A 16,923-nucleotide genomic window follows, 5' to 3' on the forward strand; every position below is an offset into this window, starting at 1 on the left:
GACGCCGCGCAGGCCCGCCCCGCGCGGACGGCACGACGGCGGCGAACGCCCGCCGCCCGCCCGCAACGGCCGCCGCCGTCCCGGCTACACCGAGCGCCGCCAGGGCGGCGCGGCCACCCGGTGGATACTGGCCGCCGCCGGTCTGACCGGCGTGGTAGTGGTCGCCGTGCTGCTGGTGCGCTCCGGCGAACCGTCCGGTGAGAGCGCGACGCCGCTGGCCTCGACCGGCGTGTCCTCGCCCGCTACGGGCGGCGGGCAGGTCCCCGCCGGATACACCGTGCGCACCGGCGGAACCGTGAGTGCCGCGGTGCCCAAGGACTGGCGTGTGACGGTCAAGGGCAAGCGGGTGACCTTCAGCGCGCCGGGCGGCACCGACGAGACCGTGACGGTCGAGACCGTCGCACCGGCCGCCGACGGCGGCATCGCCGCGCTGAACCGCACCCGTGAGACCACCGAGCTGGCCGAGTACATCCAGGTCCGGCTGGAGCAGGTCGACTACGGGCAGTGGAAGGCCGCCGAGTGGGAGTACACCCACACCCAGCCGGACGGGGTGCCGATGCACACGCTCGCCCGCTACGTGACGGTGGACTCGGCGCGCGCCTACCGGATCACCTTCGCGATACCGGAGCTGCGCTGGAAGGAGGGCGCCGCGTTGCGCACCACCTTCTTCGGCACATTCGCACCGAAGGGCTGAGCCCGGACGGCGACTGGCAGACTTCCTTTGTGACAACAAGCCCGGCAAATCCCGAAAAACCTACTGACATTACCGTACAATCCCCGCCCCCGATCGACGCGGCCGAGGCCTTCTCCTCCCCGCGCGTCCGCGCCGCGCAGCGCCGCACGCTGGTGGTCCTGGCCGCGGCGCAGATCATCAGTGGGATCGGGATCGCCGTCGGGCTGGCGCTCAGCGCCTGGGTGATCTACAAGCTGTCGGGATCGGCGCCGATCAGCGGGCTGGCGGGCACGGCTTCGGTGCTGGGCGCGGCGCTGCTGGCCGTACCGGCCGCCAGGGCCGCCACGCGCGGCGGGCGCAGGCGAGGGCTCGCGCTGACCTACGGCAGCGCCCTGGCCGGCAGCCTGGTCGCGGTCGCGGGCATCGCCGTCACGTCGTGGCCGCTGCTGCTGGTCGGCCTGGTGCTGATGGGCGGGGGCAGCGCGGGCAACCTGGCCGCCCGCTACTCGGCCACCGACCTCTCCCCGCCCGGATACGCCGGGCGGCACCTGTCGCTCGTGGTGTGGTCGGCGACCATCGGCTCGGTGCTCGGCCCCAACCTCGCCCAGCCCGCCGAGGCGCTCGGGCCCGCGCTCGGGCTGCACCCGTGGACCGGGCCGTTCATGCTGGCCGCCGCCGCGTTCGCGGTGTCACTGGTGGTCGTCACCGTCGCACTGCGCCCGGACCCGCTGGTGCTGGCCCGGGGTCTCACCGTCACCGACGCCCCGCCCGCCGCCGGGGGCGCCCGCGAGCGCACGATGCGCGACGCGTGGCACGCCATCCGCGCCAGCCCGGGCGCGCGGCGCGCGCTGGCCGCCATCGCGGTCAGCCACACCGCGATGGTCTCGGTGATGTCGATGACGCCGGTGCACCTCGACCACGGCGGGGCGACCGTCTCGGTGATCGGCCTGGTGCTCAGCCTGCACATCGCCGGGATGTTCGCGCTGTCGCCGATCGTCGGATGGCTGGCCGACCGGCTCGGCGGGGTCAGGGTCCTGGTGATCGGGATGGGCCTGCTGCTGGTCTCCGCCGTGCTCGCGGGCACGGCCGGGGAGCACGGCGTCGCGCAGGTGACGGCGGGCCTGTTCGTGCTGGGCGTCGGCTGGTCGTGCGGCCTGGTGGCCGGGTCGGCGCTGCTCACCGAGTCGACGCCGATCGCGCGGCGGACCTCGGTGCAGGGCCTGTCGGACCTGCTGATGAACGTCTGCGGCGCGACCGGCACCGTCGTCGCCGGGGCGATCGTCGGCGCCCTGTCGTACGGCGCGCTGGCCCTGGCCGTGGGCGTCATGGTCACCCTGTGCGCGGCCCTGCTGCTGCGGCGCGACGATCACTTGGCGTCGGCGTAACAGCCGACGGGCACCGCGTGCATCGGGAAGCGCACCGGGGTATCGCCGAACAGCAGGCGGGTGGCCTCCTCGGCCGCCACGCCGACGGCGGCGACCACCTCGTCCGCCTGCTCGGCGGGGCAGTGCACCATCACCTCGTCGTGCTGGAAGAACACCAGCCTGGCCGGGCCGGACAGCCGCCCGCGCAGCACGGCGAGCAGGGTCAGCGCCCATTCGGCGGCCGTGGCCTGCACCACGAAGTTGCGGGTGAACCGGCCGCGGTCGCGGGCCGCGCGGGCGCCCTCGGGGCCGAGCACCAGCTCGCGCCAGCGCGCCGAGGGCGGCGGTGAGGTGCGGCCCAGCCACGACCTGACCAGCTTGCCCTCCTCTCCGGCGCGGGCGGCCTCCTCGACGAAGGCGTAGGCCCTGGGGAACCGCTGGCGCATCACGGCGAGCAGCTTGGGGGCGTCGCCGCTGGTGCCGCCGTACATGGCGGACAGCAGGGCGATCTTGGCGTTGTCGCGCAGGCCGCCGAACGCCTGCGCCAGCGCGGCGTACAGGTCGATCTCGCCCGCCGCCGCGGCCAGCCCGCGGTCACCGGCCATCGCCGCCAGCACCCGGGGTTCGAGCTGCGCGGCGTCGGCCACCACCAGGCGCCACCCCTCGTCGGCCACCACGACCCTGCGCATCACCTTGGGGATCTGCAGCGCCCCTCCCCCGCTGGTCGCCCAGCGGCCGGAGACGACGCCCGCCACGACGTACTCCGGGTGGAAGCGGCCCTCGCGCACCCACTGGTCGGCCCAGGCCCAGCCGTGGAAGCTGAACAGGCGGGCCAGCTCCTTATAGGCCAGCAGCGGCGCGACGCCCGGGTGCTCGACCTCCTTGAGCACCTGCGACCGGGTGGAGGGCACGCTGACGCCGGCCGACTTGAACGCCTTGACGATCTGCTGCGGGGAGTCGGGGTTGACCGGGCGCCCGAAGGCGGCGGAGACCTGGTCGGCCAGCGCCTGGAGGCGGGCGGGGCGCATGCCGTGGACGGGGCGCGGCCCGAGCAGGCCGGTGAGCAGCTCGTCGTGGACGTCGGCACGCCAGGGCATGCCGTCGTGGGCCAGCTCGGCGGCGACCAGCGCGCCCGCCGACTCGGCCGCGACCAGCAGCCGGAAGCGGCGCGGGTCGGCGGTGGCGGCGATGCGCGTGAGCTGGTCGGCGTGGACGGCGGCGACGACGTCGATCTCGTCGGCCGGCGGGCCGGGCTTCTCGGTCTCGAACAGGGTGGCCTGGACGGGGGCCGCGCCGGTGTGGTCGTCGGGCACGGGCAGGCCGCGCAGCCGGGCGTAGGCGGCGGCGGGCGACCTGGGCTCGCCGTAGCGGCCGTCGTGGGCCAGCAGCAGCGACTCGGTCAGCGCCAGGTCGTGGCAGCGGGCCGGGCGCACGCCCGCGGCCAGCAGCGCCGGGTAGAGCGCGCGGGCGTCGGCCCACACCCAGCGGGGGTGCTCGGGGGGCTCGCCGGCGCGGACGCCGAGCGAGCGCCCGCCCGTGCGCTCGGCGTCGCGGACGGCGCCCACCAGGTCGGGCACGACCAGATCGGGCGCGACGGGCTCGGGCCCCGGGCCCAGCGGCCGGAGCACGCCCGAGCCGCCGGGACCGGCCGCCACCGCGATGCGCACACCGAACAGCCTGCCAGGTGGGTCCGACAGTACGGCTCAGCGGAGGCTGATCGACACCTCGTCCTCCAGCGGCGGATCGAGTTCCTGGGCCAGGCACCCGGTCGCGGCGAAGCAGCGGATCCGCAGCTCATCAGCGTTGACCGAGATGTGCAGGAAGCTCTTGAAGAAGGGTGGGGTGTCCCAGTCGGACAGCTCCGACAGGTAGCGGTGGAAGACCCGCCCGACCGGCAGCCGCAGCGGCATCGGCCACGAGCCGAGCAGCCGGGCGGCCCAGCGCATCCTGCGGGTGACCCGGATCTCCTCGGTGACCGGGCGCACCGGGTCGTTGCCGATCTGCTCACGCATGATGCACGCGGCCTCGGCCGGGCGCAGGTAGAGCCACTTCATCCGCAGCCGCTTGGCGTACAGCCGGCTGTAGAAGGACAGGGAGTCGCCGCGCAGCGGGTAGCACCGGAACTCGTCCTCGTGCACCCCGCCCACCGAGATGCGGCGGATGGTGTGGGTTGCGTGGGTGAAGGCCCCCGAGCCGCCCGCGACGATGTACTGGATCACCCGGCCGCCGGCCTTCACCGGATAGCGCTGGTAGTTGTGCACGTCGCCGCCGATGGCCGCGACGTAGTTGTTGGCCGGGTCGCGGACCAGGTCGTCCACGGTGCCGCCGCCCTCGATCGGGCACGGCTTGTACTCGTCGCGCACGTAGATCGGCTTGCCCGTGACCAGCAGCTTGGGCTTGGGGCCCGCCGAGACCCGGCGCAGCCACTCGCCCTGCTCGCGGTCGAGCCCCCCGGAGATGCCGGTGTCGATGCCCACGATCACCAGGTGCTCGGACTCGATCACCCAGTACGGCCCGGGCTGCACGCCCTGCTGCTCCGGCGCCGCCCGCAGCTTCCCGGCCTCCGCCAGCCGCCGCTCGTCGATCTTCTCCGGCTTGGACCACAGCAGCCCGCGCAGCCCGGTCGGCGAGAGCCGGAAGCCCTCCTCCCGCGCCTTGAGCGGCTGGGCCCCGCAGAAGACCCGCATGAAGCCGCCGAGCCCGTCGTACCAGTCGTGGTTGCCGGGGATCGCGTAGATCGGGGCCCGGTAGTCCTTGTAGGGCCGGTAGAACTTGTCGCCGTACTCATTGCCCGATCCGGTCGGGTAGATCACGTCACTGGCGATCACCGCGAAGTCGGTGTCCTCGCCGATCTTGAGGATGCCCGGCACCGTGGAGTACTGCGAGGCGTCGCCCTCGCCGGGGTCGCCGAGCAGCAGGAAGGAGAACTCCGGCCCGAGCTCGCGGTCGATCCGGCAGCCGGGGTCGGCGCCCCGGGCCCGCTGGGCGCGCATCCAGCGTCCGCGCACCTGGCCCGAGGGGTCGCCGAACAGGGCGGAAAGGACGTCGTTGCGCGAGCGCCACAGGATGCGCGGGTTGAGCCAGGAGAAGCTGGACCGGGTGGGCTGCAGCGCGCGAAAGGTGCCGATCCGCTCGCAGTCCCATCCCGCGCCCGCTTCGGAGACCCGCGAGGACGCCTGTTTCCCGCGCTCGGCGGCGACTTCGACCATGAACACATTCTGGCCGCCGATAACTCCCCGTGCACGGATGTTCGGGGAAGGGAACGGTTGACGAGATCGTCCGGTCACGGCTCCCGGCAGGCGGTCTCAGCCCAGCCGGCTGATGGTGAAGTCGTCGAAATGCGCGCGCGTCGCCGTCTGGTCGGAGGGATGCTGCGAGACCACCAGCCCGAACGCCGGGCGTCCGGTCGCGCTCTGCACCTTGTCGTCCGCCACGTCGGCCACCGGGGTGTCCCCGGCCCACAGGGCGAGCCTGATCTCGCCCTCACCGCGGGCGCACACCGCCCGCAGCTCGCTGCCCGCCTTGTAGTCGGGGATCTCGATGTCGGCCGTCAGGTCGCTGATCAGGCCGTCGCCGACCTTCTGGATCCTGGCCTGGCCCTGCTTGCGGACGTAGAAGGAGTAGAAGAAGTCGTTCTTGTCCTCATCGTCCTTGGAGTACTCGCAGAACAGGCCGGTCCAGCCGGTGCCGCCCGCCTGGGTGACGTTCACCTTGGCGGAGACCACCACCGCCTCCGGGACCACCGCGTTCACCGGCGCGATGGCCCATCTGTCGCGGGTGACCGAGTCGGTGGCCATGGTGTAGCGCCCGTCGCCCGCGTAGCCCCGGTTGGAGGTGGCGCCGCCGATGTCGTTGCTCCAGCCGGACTCGTCGTTGTCGAACGCGTCCCGGTAGATCACGTCGGTGGTCGCGGGCGGCGAGGCGGGCAGCGCGTTCGCCAGCGCCATCCCGCCGGTGACGAGCCCGACGACCGCCGCGCCCGCCACCGCGGCGAGGGCGAGCCGCCTCCACTCCCCGCCTTTGCGCGCGGGCTCGGGGCGCCGCGCGGGTGGGGCGGCCTGCGCGGCGGGCGCTCCCCCGCTGACCGAGCTGAGGTCCAGGCGGAGCGTGCCCGCGACGTCGGCGCCGTCCACGTGGTTTCGCCCGGTAAGGGCCGTGAGCAACTGCTCGGCGGTGGGCCGCGCCGCCGGGTCCTTGCTGAGCGCCGCCTCCACCGTTCCGCGCAGCGCGGGATCGACGGCGTCGAGGGACGGCGTGTCGTGCGCCACCCGGTACAGGGCCTCGGGCACGGTCTTGGAGGCGAACGGCGAGCGCCCTGTGGCCGCCGCGACCACCACGCACCCCCAGGCGAAGATGTCGGCGGGCGGTCCCGCCTTCTCGCCGGAGACGAGCTCCGGGGCCATGTACTCGGGCGTTCCCATCAGCCGGCCGGTCGCGGTCTGCCCGATGCCGGTGTCCAGGGCTCGGGCGATGCCGAAGTCGATGACCCTCGGGCCGAGCGGCGACAGCAGCACGTTGCCCGGCTTCAGGTCGCGGTGGACGACCCCGGCGCCGTGGATGGCGGTGAGCGCGGTGGCCACGCCGACGGCGAGCGCCTCGACGTTCGACCCGCCGAGCGGGCCGCCCTCCTTGAGCACCCGGGCCAGGTCCGGGCCCGCGACGTACTCCGTCACCAGCCACAGCGGCTCGCCGTCGAGCCTGGCGTCGAGCACCGGCGCGGTGCAGAACCGGCGCACCCTGCGGGCCGCGTCCACCTCACGCCGGAACCGGGCGACGAACTCCTGGTCCCTGGCCAGATGCGGGTTGATCATCTTCACCGCCACGGGCCCCTGCGGGCCCTCGGCCAGGAACACCGTACCCATGCCTCCCATGCCCAGCCTGCCGGCGAGCCGGTAGGGACCCAGCTCGGGCGGATCACGGGGGTCGAGACCGAGGACAGAGGGAATGCCGTACGCCATCACAGCGGACGATCCTATGAGGGTTGACCTCGGACCATGACATAAGCGGCTAATCGGGTCGGCACATTATGAAAGCAGCACACCCGGATTGAGCACCCCAGAAGGGTCAAGCCTGGCCTTGACCGCCCGCACGACGTCCACTCCCAAGTCGCCGATCTCCGCCGCGTACGCCTCGCGGTGGTCGCGTCCGACCCCGTGGTGGTGGGAGATGGTCCCGCCCGTGCGGACGATCGCGTCGCAGGCGGCGCGCTTGGCCTTCGCCCACTGCTCGACGGGGTCGGCCGACTGGGCGGTGACCACGGTGAAGTAGAGCGAGGCGCCGGTCTCGTACACGTGGGAGACGTGGCACATGACCAGGGGGGAGGCCAGCTCGTCGTGGAGCGCCCGCCGCACGGCCTCGTAGAGGGCCGGCAGCTCCGACCAGAAGCAGGCCGTCTCCAGGGTCTCGGCGGTCGCGCCGGCCGCGAGCAGCGAGTCGCGCAGGTACGGCGCGGCGAACCTCCCCTTCGCCCAGGACTCCCCCGGCCCGGCGCCCAGTGCGACGCCGCCCGCCCCGGCCAGCGCGGCGGCGGCCCGCTCGCGGACCGCGCCGACCTCCTCACCGGCGCCCTCGTAGCCCGTGATCATCAGGCAGCCGCCGTCGGAAGGCGCGCCCAGTTCGCCGGGCTTGGCCAGGCCCACCATGGTCTCGGTCTCGTCCGACAGCCGCAGCACCGTGGGCAGCGGGCCGCGCTGGGCCAGCAGGCGCGCCGCCGCCGTGCCCTCGGCGAACGAGGCGAACCGCCAGCCCTCGTAGACCGTGACCTCGGGCGCGGGCCGCACCCGCAGGCGCAGCGAGGTGATGACGCCGAACGCCCCCTCCGACCCGAGCACGAGCTGCCGCAGGTCGGGCCCGGCCGCCGAGCGGGGGGCGCGGCCGAGCCGCAGCGTCCCCGACGGGGTGGCGAGCGTCAGGCCCATGACCATGTCGTCGAAGCGCCCGTACCCGGAGGACGCCTGCCCGCTGGACCGGGCGGCGGCGAACCCGCCGAGCGTGGCGTACTCGTAGGACTGCGGGAAGTGCCCCAGCGTCAGACCGTGCCCGGCGAGCATCCGCTCGGCCTCGACGGCCCGCAGCCCCGGCTCCAGCTCGGCCACCATCGAGACGGTGTCGAGGCCGACCAGCCGGTCCATCCGCCGCAGCCCGAGCGCCACCACGCCCGCGAACCCGCTCCCGGAGGCGGTCAGCCCGCCCACCACCGAGGTGCCCCCGCCGAAGGGGACCACGGCGATCCGGTTGTCGGCGCAGTAGCCGAGCAGGGCGGCGACCTCGTCGTGGGTGCCGGGGAGCACGACCGCGTCCGGGGCGTCGGAGCCGTCACCGGCGCGGATCCGCAGCAGGTCGGGAGTGGACTTGCCCCGGGTGTGCCGGATCCGCGTCTCGTCGTCGAACCGGACGTGGTCGTGCCCGACGATGTCGCTCAGCCCCGCGAGCACGAGAGGGGTCAGCGCCACCGGCCGCAGGCGCACCTGGCCGAGCTCGGCGGCGGGCACGGCCGGGGGGCGCACGCCGAGCAGGCTCGCGAGCAGCTCGCGCACCGGTTCCGGCAGGTCGGCGGCCTTGGCGGGATCGCCCCAGCCGGACCAGAGCATCGGTGCCGCGGGCGTCGTCGGAGATTCCACGCCTAAACTCTGGCATATGCCGCGAGTCCCGGATCGGCGGCCGGTGAGCCTCCACAGCACGTCGCTCAACGCCGCCCGCAGGGCGCGCGAACTGGCCGAGATCGCCGAGACGACCGTCGACGTCCTCGTCGTCGGGCTGGGGGCGACCGGGGCGGGCGCCGCGCTCGACGCCGCCTCGCGCGGGCTTTCCGTGGCCGCGATCGACGCCCACGACCTGGCCTTCGGCACGTCCAGGTGGAGTTCCAAGCTGATCCACGGCGGGCTGCGCTATCTGGCCAAGGGCCAGGTGGGCGTGGCCATGGAGAGCGCCGTGGAGCGCGGGATCCTGTTGACCACGACCGCGCCGCACCTGGTGCGCGCCCGGCCGTACCTGCTGCCGCTCACGCCGGCGGTGTCGCGGTCACAGGCGGCGACGCTGATGGCCGGGTACCGGCTCGGCGACGCGCTGCGCGCGGCCGCCCGCACCCCGCGCCGGCTGCTGCCCGGGCCGTCCGGGCTCGGGGCCGCACGCGCGCTGGAGCGCGTGCCCGGGCTCGCCCCCCGCGGCCTGCGCGGCGCGCTGCTGTCCTGGGACGGCCGGGTGATCGACGACGCCCGGCTGGTGGTCGCGATCGCCCGCACGGCCGCCGGGCACGGCGCGCGGATCCTCACCCGGTGCCGCGCGGTCGAGCTGACCGGCGACGGGGCCGAGGCGCGCGACGAGCTGACCGGCGAGCGGCTGCGCATCCGCGCGCGGACGGTGGTCAACGCGACGGGCGTGTGGGCGGGGACGCTGGACCCGTCGATCACGTTGCGGCCCTCCAGGGGCGCGCATCTGGTGCTGGGCCCCGGCGTGCTGGCGACGCCGGGGGCGGGGATGCACGTGCCGATTCCTGGCGAGAGCAACCGGTTCGTGCTGGTGCTCCCCCAGTCCGGCGGGCGGGTCTACGTGGGGCTGACCGACGAGCCCGTGGACGGGCCCGTGCCGGACGTGCCCGAGGTGCCCGAGTCGGACGTGACGTTCCTGCTGGACGTGCTCAACTCGGTGCTCGCCGTCCCGGTGCGGCGCTCCGATGTGGCGGGCGCCTACGCCGGGCTGCGCCCGCTGCTGGCCGCGCCGGATGGTGCGGAGGGGGCCACGGCGGATCTTTCGCGGCGGCACGCGGTGCGGGTGTCGCAGACGGGCGTCGTGACCGTCGTAGGCGGCAAACTGACGACATATCGGCGTATGGCCGAAGACGCCGTCGACCGCGCCGTGGCGCTGAGATCGCTCCAGGCGGGTCCGAGCCCCACCTCCGGCCTGCCGCTAGTCGGAGCCCCTGTCGGGGCGCTCAGGGCGCCCTGGTGGCTCGTCGAGCGCTACGGGGCCGAGGCGCCCGCCGTCGCGGAGCTGGCCGAGGCCGATCCCTCTCTGGCCGAGCCGGTCGCGCCGGGGGTCATCGGCGCGGAACTAGTGTGGGGCGCGCGTCACGAAGGGGCGCTGGACGCCGGAGATCTCCTCGACCGCCGCACCCGGATCGGGCTGATCCCCGCCGAGCGCGAGGCGGCCCTCCCCGCCGCCCTGGCCGCGCTGGCCGCCACGGGCGAATAGCCCGTTCCAGGGAAGATCCGTGCAAGTGCGGAGCCCTCCTGCTCAATACCCGCGAGCGTTAGGTTAGGGTTACCTAATCAAGCGATCGTGACATACGGGGGGTGTGGTGCTCAGCGGCATGGAACCGGACGGCAGGCCGAAAGGCTGCACGCACGAGCGCGGCTGCCACACCGGCGCCGTGCCCGCGCTCGCCAGCGCGACGGTCGGCGCCCGCTACTGGCTGCTGATCGAGCACGACGGCCCCTGGGCGGAACGCCTGCCCGAATGCCGCCTCCCCGCCGAGCTGCACGCCCTCATCCGGCGCGCCACGGAGGCGGGCGTGCGCGCCCAGCTCATCCGCCGCCCCGGCAGGCGGACCCGCTCGACACGCCAGGGCGCGCATGTGCTATTGGCGTACGCCGCCGGAGACTCCCCATGGCTGGCCGAGGGCGTTTTCGCTGATCCCGACGATCTTGACCTGGACGCGCTCGTGCACGGAGTGGTCCCGGAGTCCTGCATACTGGTGAGCGAGCCGGTATTTCTGGTCTGCACGCACGCCAAGAGGAATGCGTGTTGCGCCCGCATAGGTCTACCTCTCGCACGACATCTCGGTGAAAACCTCCCCGGGAAGGTGTGGGAAACGTCACACGTTGGCGGCGATCGATACGCCGCCAACCTGGTGTGCTTGCCACACGGGCTTTACTACGGCAACATGTCTGAGGCTGCCGCGCTCGCGGCGGCAAACGCGTACCGGCACGGCGAGGTGCTTCTCGATCGTTTCCGGGGACGCGCGGGCATCCCTGAGCCACTGCAGGCCGCCGAGCATTTCGTGCGTGACCATACGGGCGAACTCTCCGTCGGCGGAGTGGCCGTGGAATCCTCACGGTCGGACGGCGACGTCACCACGGCGGTCATGCGCCTTGGCGACGCGCGGTTCCGGGTCGTGGTCGAACCGATGGCGTTTCCAACGCCGTGCGGTATGGCTTGCGCCGAAACGATCGCGACCTACCGGCTGGTGTCGCTGGACAGGCTCACGCCTGTGCGCTACGCCACGCCCGCTCTGACCTGACCCTCGGGAACACCACGGGCACGTAACGCGTTGACTCAGAGACGCCACAAGCGTCCAATGCGGCAGAAACCCGAAATACCTCTCATTATAAGGTGGTTGTCTCATGTCTCAGGTACGTCGGCAGATCGCCCGCCCGCGACCAAGCTGGGGCTGGCAGGACGACGCCGCGTGCCGGGGTGAGGACCTCGTACTTTTCTTCGGCCCTGACGGCGAGCGTCAGCCCGAGCGTGACATTCGAGAGCGCAAGGCCAAGGCCATCTGCGCCCAGTGCCCCGTGCGTGTCGAGTGTCTCGACTACGCGCTGTCTCGCCCGGAGAAGTACGGCACCTGGGGCGGACTCAACGAAGACGAGCGCGCCTCCGAGCGTCGCCGTCGCATGCGCCGTGCCGCGAGCGCCGGCATCAGCGCCGCCTGACCCCCTCAAACCCGGCAGCAGCCGTTCCCCTAGCGCGTGATCATGCTCGTCATGATCACGCGTTCGGTGTGTAACGGCCCAGAATCTCCAGCACGTCCTCGTCGGTGAGCTGGCCGAAGCGCGCGTACCACTGCCCCACGGCCTGGAAGCTCGCCGGAGTGACCGGCACCACCACGTCGTCGGCGGCCGGCCACATCGACTCGACCGTCTCCGGCGCTCCCACCGGCACCGCCAGCACCAGCCGCGCGGGCCCCGCGGCCCGCACCGCCGCCAGCCCGGCCCGCGCGGTGTTCCCGGTGGCCAGGCCGTCGTCGACCACGACCACGTCGCGCCCCCGCAGCTCGGGCAGCGGCCGGTCGCCCCGGTAAACCGCCACCCGCCGCCGCAGCTCGGCCCGCTCGCTCGCGATCACCGGGGCGAGCGCGGCCCTGGACAGCCCCAGCCGGCCCATCAGCTCCTCGTCGAAGACCGGCTCCCCGCCCTCGGCGATCGCACCGACGCCCAGTTCCGGCTGCGGCGGGTAACCGATCTTCCGGGTGACCAGGACGTCGAGCACCCCGCCGAGCCGTTCGGCCACCGGAGCCCCGACCGGCAGGCCGCCGCGCGGCAGCGCCAGCACCACCGGCTCGGAGAGCCCGAGCCCGGTGAGCCGTTCGGCCAAGATCCGGCCCGCCTCCCACCGGTCGATGAAGGGGAGCCGAATACGCTCTCCACCCATGGTTTCGGACATACCCCAATGGCTCGCGCCCAGACACCGGGCCGCGCGGTGCGGCATCCGCCGCACCGCGCGCTTATACCGCACCCGAGGTCATCTCATGGGCGATTCCGGCCGCTGCGCCGCATCTCTTTGTGAATGATCTTCCACTTCCTGGTCTGCTCGCTGCGCGCCCGCGCGTCGGACCGCGACGCCATCCAGGCCGCCTCGCGCTGCAGCTTGTACCAGCTTTCCAGCCGCCGTTCAGGCAGTTCCCCGGAATCGACGGCGGCCATTACAGCGCATTCCGGCTCTGCCTGGTGCCCGCAGTCGGCGAACCGGCACTCGCGCGCCAGTTCCTCGATGTCCGCGAAAACCAGGTCGACGCCGTCGCTCATCTGGTAAAGGCCCACCCTGCGGATTCCGGGGGTGTCGATCACCAGCCCGCCGCCGGGCAGCGGGATCAGCTCGCGGTGCACGGTGGTGTGCCTGCCACGGCCGTCGCCCGCCCGGACCTGCTGGGTCTCCATCACCTCCGCCCCCGCCATGGCGTTGACCAGCGTGGACTTGCCCGCGCCCGAGGCGCCGAGCACGACCGCCGTCCCGGAGCCCGCCAGGTGGGCGCGGACCTCCGCGACGCCCTCGCCGGCCATCGCCGACACGGCGTGCACCTCGACGCCGGGCGCGGCGGCCCGCACGTCGTCGAGCAGTTCGGGCAGCCCCAGGTCGAGCAGGTCGGTCTTGGTGACGACCACGACCGGCGTGGCGCCGCTCTCCCAGGCCAGCGCGACCAGACGCTCCACGCGCCCGAGGTCGGCCAGGTCGGTCGCGTGCATCGCCGGTTCGGCGACGAACACCACGTCCACATTGGCCGCGAGCACCTGCCCCTGGCCGTCGCCGGACAGGCCACCGCGCGAGTCGCGGCTCACCCCGCCCCGCACGAACGCGGTACGGCGCGGCAGCACCGTGGCCAGCTCGTACCGGCCCTCGGGCAGCGCCCGCAGCGCGGCCCAGTCGCCCACGCAGGGCAGCGCCACCGGATCGGCCGCCGCCGCGCGCCGGATCCTGGCGCCGTACTGGACGTGGTGGTGGCCGTCGGCGGCGATGACCTCGGCCGCCCCCCGGTCGACCCGCGCGACCCGCGCGGGGACGGTGTCATGCGTGTTGTGGGTGTCATCGGTGAGCCCGGCCGCCAGGGAGTCGTCCCAGCCGAGCAGAGAAAGATCGAAAGAACCGGTGTTCGCCGGCGAAGACATCGCAGCATCCTTTGATCGCGGGATGCCTCGCGAGACGTGTCAGATGGACACGGGCATCCCAGGGGTGGGTGACATGAACGGGCACGCCGAGTAGACCCGCATGAACCTCACCTCCTCAGATGCCATGGCGCCCGGGATCGGGCGACCGCTTTCCCCGAACTCTAACATCCCGTCCCGGCTCCCTCATCCGTATTACCGCCGCGAAATTCCGGCGGTCGGTTGAACCCGCGCGAGGGGGCGGGCCGTACCGCTTGGCGGTGCCGGAGTTCGTCCGGCGACGAGTGTGGCGGATGGACGCGCGTCATGATGCGACTGAGCACCTGCCCCCCGGCCGAATCCCACGGAGCCGACGTGAAGACCACGCGAAGCCCAGTACGCGGCTGGTTACGCCGGCCGTCCGGGGACAGGCCCGACGACGAGTCGGTCGTCGCGGCGCTGTACCGGGAGTACCACCGGCCGCTGATGGGGTTCGTGATCCGGCTGACCGGAGGCGACCGCCAACTGGCCGAGGACGTGGTGCAGGAGACCATGGTGCGCGCCTGGCGCAGCGCCGACCGGCTCGACACGGAGGCGGGTTCGCTGATGCCCTGGCTGGCGACCGTGGCCAGACGTATCGTGATCGATGAGCGGCGACGCAGGGACGCCCGGCCGCCCGAGGCGGGTGAGGGACACTTGGAGAGCGTGCCTATGCCCGACCGGATGGACGATCTGCTCCGCCAGGTGGTCGTGACCGACGCACTGAAGTCGCTGTCCGAGGCCCACCGCCAGGTGCTCAACGAGACCATCCTGCGGGACCGCTCGGCCGCCGACGCCGCCGAGGTGCTCGGCATACCGGTCGGCACCGTCAAGTCCCGCGTCTACTACGCCCTGCGCGCGCTGCGCGTCGCGCTGGAAGAAAGGGGGGTGACGGCATGACCTCACGGATCGAGCACACCGATGTGGGCGCCTACGCCCTCGGGCTGCTGGACGACGACGACCGGCGCGCCTTCGCCGAACACCTGACCGGCTGCTCCCCGTGCACCGCGGAACTGTCGGAGATGACCGGCCTGGCCGGCATGCTGCGGGGAGTCGATCCGGTCGAGGACCCAAAAGAACCCCCCGGCCACGAGACGGCCGAGGACAGGGCCGAGGACACGGCCCCGGTTCCACCCGGCGAGGTCCCCGACAGCAGTGGCGTCATCGACCTCATGCGTAGGAAGAGGGCCGCCGACCGGCGGGCCAGGCGGGGCACGTTCGTGATCGGCGTCGCCGCGGCCGTCGCCCTGGTGGCCGGTGGCATGGCCGCGGGCAACGCGCTCGGCGGGCGCGCCGCCGAGCCGGTCGCCGCAGGCCACTCCCACGGCCCGGCCGAGGAGTTCTACCTGCGCGGGAAGCCCATCCCCGGAGCGGGCGCCCCCGGCGTCTCCGGCGGGCTGGTGGTCGAGGCCAAGCCCTGGGGCACCCACGCCGCGCTGCAACTCAAGGGAGTCAAGGGGCCGCTGGAGTGCGAGCTGGTCGCGGTCGCCAAGACCGGTGAACGCCGGGTGGTCACCGGCTGGGCGGTGCCCTCGGCCGGGTACGGCGTTCCCGGCCATCCGGATCCTCTCTATGTGCACGGTGGAGCCGCCCTTCCCCCCGAAGGGCTCGACCGTTTCGAGGTCGTCACCACCAGCGGAAAGACGCTTCTCACCGTTCGCGTGTGATTCGAGGAAAGGCCCTCCCGTGGATGACGGGAGGGCCTTTCCTATTACCCGGCGATAGCGGTAAAAATACCGATTCAGTGGTTGAACCGGCTTTGTCGAAGAGGCCGTACCAGAGGCCGAAGAAACCTTTACCGGAAGTCAACCACTGTGAGGTCCATCATGTCCGCCCGTGCCTTCGCCCTCCTCGCCGCGACCACGCTGACCGCACTGAGCACCCTGAACACGGGCAGCGCCGGGCACGCGGACGTGACCGACGCCACCGACGCCTACTTCGCCGCGAGCCTGAACGGCGCGAACGAGGTCCCCGCCAAGGGAGGGCCGAAGACCGGCGATCGGGACGGCTCCGCCTACGCGGTGATCCGCGTCAGCGGCGACGAGGTCTCCTACGCGGTGCGCTGGAAGGGCGTCGCCACCCCCACCGCCTTCCACGTGCACCAGGGCACGGCCGGGGCGAACGGCGCGGTGAAGGCGGGCTTCTTCGCCGGAGCGCTGCCCCGCACGGCGAGCGCGGTCTCCGGCACGGTCAGGGCGGGCGACGCGGCGCTGGCCGGCGCACTCGCCGCGAACCCCACCGGCTTCTACCTCAACCTGCACAGCGCCGAATTCCCCGGCGGCGCCGTCCGCGGCCAGTTGCACCGCCTCGACCGGGCGGTGAGCCTGGCCGGAGTCCTCATCGGCCCCGTCCCCGCGCCACTGCGAGCGCTCGCCGACGCGCGCCAGGAGGTGCCCACCCCCGGCAAGCGCACCGGTGACCGTGACGGCGGCGCCGAGTGGCTGATCCGCCCGCAGGGCACGACACTGCACTACGCCGCCGCCTGGAGCCGGGTGGACGCCCCGACCAACGGGCACGTGCACCGGGGCGCGCCCGGCGTCAACGGCCCCGTCGTGGCCGACCTGTTCGCCGCCGCGAACGGCCTGCCCGCGTCGGTGAACGGCATCGCGGGCAGCGCGCCCGTGGATCGCCGGGTCGCCGCCGGCATCCGCCGCGCCCCGGGCAACTGGTACGCCAACCTGCACACCAAGGCCTTCGACGGCGGCGCGGTGCGCGGCCGTCTCGCCCCGGCGCTGGGCACGCAGCCCAGGGCGGTGCTGGCCCCGGTCGTGCGCGGCACGCAGGTCTACGCCTGCACCCGCCAGGACGGCGGCGGCCACGCCTACACCCAGCTCGGCGTCGCGGCGCGGCTGGACCGGTCGATCGCCCACTCGTTCGTACGGCCCGCCGCCGGTCCGCCCCAGTGGGTCGCCCCGGACGGCAGCGCGGTGACCGGCAAGGTCGTCACCAAGACCGCCAACGGCGCCGGGAACATCCCCGAGCTGCTGCTCGACGCCACCCAGACCGGCGGCGACGGGCTGCTCGGCCGGGCGACCCTGATCCTGCGGCTCAACACCGCGGGCGGCGTCGCCCCGGCCGGGCCGTGCGACCCGGCGAGCCGGCCGACCGTGCGCGTGCCGTACCGGTCGGACTACCTCTACCTGGGCTGATAGCCAAGGTAGATCGCGCGAAGGGGGGCCCCCCCGCGGGGGGGGGCGGGGGGCCGGGGCGGGGGGGGGGGGGGGCCGGGCCGGGGGGGGGGGGGCCCCCCCGGGGGGGCGGGGCGGGG

14 protein-coding genes are annotated in these 16,923 nt (G+C 73.5%); 8 read left to right on the forward strand and 6 right to left on the reverse strand.

Annotation, left to right across the window (positions count from 1 at the left end; genetic code table 11):
• Together P3X83_RS35160 and P3X83_RS35165 are read left to right on the forward strand one after the other, a co-directional pair.
• The coding region (locus tag P3X83_RS35160; protein WP_277309667.1) for a hypothetical protein at positions 1 to 694 on the forward strand (694 nt) is incomplete at its 5' end.
• 152 nt (positions 695 to 846) lie between these two features.
• A complete protein-coding gene (locus P3X83_RS35165; protein ID WP_277309668.1) occupies positions 847 to 2,058 on the forward strand; it encodes an MFS transporter in 1,212 nt (403 codons plus the stop codon).
• Here P3X83_RS35165 and P3X83_RS35170 read toward each other — a convergent pair.
• The 4 genes from P3X83_RS35170 to P3X83_RS35185 form a co-directional block, all read right to left on the reverse strand.
• Positions 2,040 to 3,704, reverse strand: a complete 1,665-nt coding sequence (locus P3X83_RS35170) for a bifunctional 3'-5' exonuclease/DNA polymerase (protein WP_277309669.1) — start codon at positions 3,702 to 3,704, stop codon at positions 2,040 to 2,042. The two genes, P3X83_RS35165 and P3X83_RS35170, sit on opposite strands and share 19 nt — an antisense overlap.
• A gap of 36 nt (positions 3,705 to 3,740) precedes the next feature.
• Complete coding sequence (locus tag P3X83_RS35175; protein WP_277309671.1) at positions 3,741 to 5,246, reverse strand: metallophosphoesterase; 1,506 nt, start codon at positions 5,244 to 5,246, stop codon at positions 3,741 to 3,743.
• Between the two features lie 96 nt (positions 5,247 to 5,342).
• Positions 5,343 to 6,995, reverse strand: coding sequence for a serine/threonine-protein kinase (locus P3X83_RS35180; protein WP_277309672.1), 1,653 nt, complete (start codon positions 6,993 to 6,995; stop codon positions 5,343 to 5,345).
• Positions 6,996 to 7,061: 66 nt separating this feature from the next.
• On the reverse strand, positions 7,062 to 8,627 hold the full coding sequence (locus P3X83_RS35185) for an FAD-binding oxidoreductase (RefSeq protein ID WP_277309680.1): 1,566 nt from the start codon (positions 8,625 to 8,627) through the stop codon (positions 7,062 to 7,064).
• A gap of 46 nt (positions 8,628 to 8,673) precedes the next feature.
• Here P3X83_RS35185 and P3X83_RS35190 point away from each other — a divergent pair, with 46 nt between their 5' ends.
• From P3X83_RS35190 to P3X83_RS35200, 3 genes are all read left to right on the forward strand, one after another.
• Entirely contained in the window at positions 8,674 to 10,227 is a 1,554-nt protein-coding gene (locus P3X83_RS35190) for a glycerol-3-phosphate dehydrogenase/oxidase (RefSeq protein ID WP_277309673.1), read from the forward strand.
• A 106-nt stretch (positions 10,228 to 10,333) separates the two neighbouring features.
• A complete protein-coding gene (locus tag P3X83_RS35195) occupies positions 10,334 to 11,275 on the forward strand; it encodes a sucrase ferredoxin (RefSeq protein ID WP_277309674.1) in 942 nt (313 codons plus the stop codon).
• 103 nt (positions 11,276 to 11,378) lie between these two features.
• Positions 11,379 to 11,690, forward strand: coding sequence for a WhiB family transcriptional regulator (locus tag P3X83_RS35200; protein ID WP_111171958.1), 312 nt, complete (start codon positions 11,379 to 11,381; stop codon positions 11,688 to 11,690).
• Between the two features lie 55 nt (positions 11,691 to 11,745).
• Here the strand turns inward: P3X83_RS35200 and P3X83_RS35205 are convergent, their stop codons facing one another.
• Both P3X83_RS35205 and rsgA read right to left on the reverse strand, forming a co-directional pair.
• On the reverse strand, positions 11,746 to 12,408 hold the full coding sequence (locus P3X83_RS35205; protein WP_277309675.1) for a phosphoribosyltransferase family protein: 663 nt from the start codon (positions 12,406 to 12,408) through the stop codon (positions 11,746 to 11,748).
• Positions 12,409 to 12,503: 95 nt separating this feature from the next.
• Complete coding sequence (gene rsgA, locus P3X83_RS35210) at positions 12,504 to 13,640, reverse strand: ribosome small subunit-dependent GTPase A (RefSeq protein ID WP_277309676.1); 1,137 nt, start codon at positions 13,638 to 13,640, stop codon at positions 12,504 to 12,506.
• Positions 13,641 to 13,991: 351 nt separating this feature from the next.
• Here rsgA and P3X83_RS35215 point away from each other — a divergent pair, with 351 nt between their 5' ends.
• From P3X83_RS35215 to P3X83_RS35225, 3 genes are all read left to right on the forward strand, one after another.
• A complete protein-coding gene (locus P3X83_RS35215; protein WP_277309677.1) occupies positions 13,992 to 14,555 on the forward strand; it encodes a sigma-70 family RNA polymerase sigma factor in 564 nt (187 codons plus the stop codon).
• Complete coding sequence (locus tag P3X83_RS35220) at positions 14,552 to 15,322, forward strand: zf-HC2 domain-containing protein (protein ID WP_277309678.1); 771 nt, start codon at positions 14,552 to 14,554, stop codon at positions 15,320 to 15,322. Before P3X83_RS35215 ends, P3X83_RS35220 begins: the two co-directional genes overlap by 4 nt.
• Before the next feature lie 159 nt (positions 15,323 to 15,481).
• Entirely contained in the window at positions 15,482 to 16,804 is a 1,323-nt protein-coding gene (locus P3X83_RS35225) for a CHRD domain-containing protein (RefSeq protein WP_277309679.1), read from the forward strand.
• The last annotated feature ends 119 nt before the right edge of the window (positions 16,805 to 16,923 follow it).

The organism is Spongiactinospora sp. TRM90649 (genome assembly GCF_029382225.1).
Classification (GTDB): domain Bacteria; phylum Actinomycetota; class Actinomycetes; order Streptosporangiales; family Streptosporangiaceae; genus Spongiactinospora.

What these genes read in the sequence shown, in the direction of transcription:
- rsgA (WP_277309676.1), bottom strand. Translation starts at nt 13,640, where the DNA reads ATGTCTTCGCCGGCGAACACCGGTTCTTTCGATCTTTCTCTGCTCGGC.
- P3X83_RS35200 (WP_111171958.1), top strand. Translation starts at nt 11,379, where the DNA reads ATGTCTCAGGTACGTCGGCAGATCGCCCGCCCGCGACCAAGCTGGGGC.
- P3X83_RS35220 (WP_277309678.1), top strand. Translation starts at nt 14,552, where the DNA reads ATGACCTCACGGATCGAGCACACCGATGTGGGCGCCTACGCCCTCGGG.
- P3X83_RS35180 (WP_277309672.1), bottom strand. Translation starts at nt 6,995, where the DNA reads ATGGCGTACGGCATTCCCTCTGTCCTCGGTCTCGACCCCCGTGATCCG.
- P3X83_RS35205 (WP_277309675.1), bottom strand. Translation starts at nt 12,408, where the DNA reads ATGGGTGGAGAGCGTATTCGGCTCCCCTTCATCGACCGGTGGGAGGCG.
- P3X83_RS35175 (WP_277309671.1), bottom strand. Translation starts at nt 5,246, where the DNA reads ATGGTCGAAGTCGCCGCCGAGCGCGGGAAACAGGCGTCCTCGCGGGTC.
- P3X83_RS35185 (WP_277309680.1), bottom strand. Translation starts at nt 8,627, where the DNA reads ATGCTCTGGTCCGGCTGGGGCGATCCCGCCAAGGCCGCCGACCTGCCG.
- P3X83_RS35190 (WP_277309673.1), top strand. Translation starts at nt 8,674, where the DNA reads ATGCCGCGAGTCCCGGATCGGCGGCCGGTGAGCCTCCACAGCACGTCG.
- P3X83_RS35225 (WP_277309679.1), top strand. Translation starts at nt 15,482, where the DNA reads ATGTCCGCCCGTGCCTTCGCCCTCCTCGCCGCGACCACGCTGACCGCA.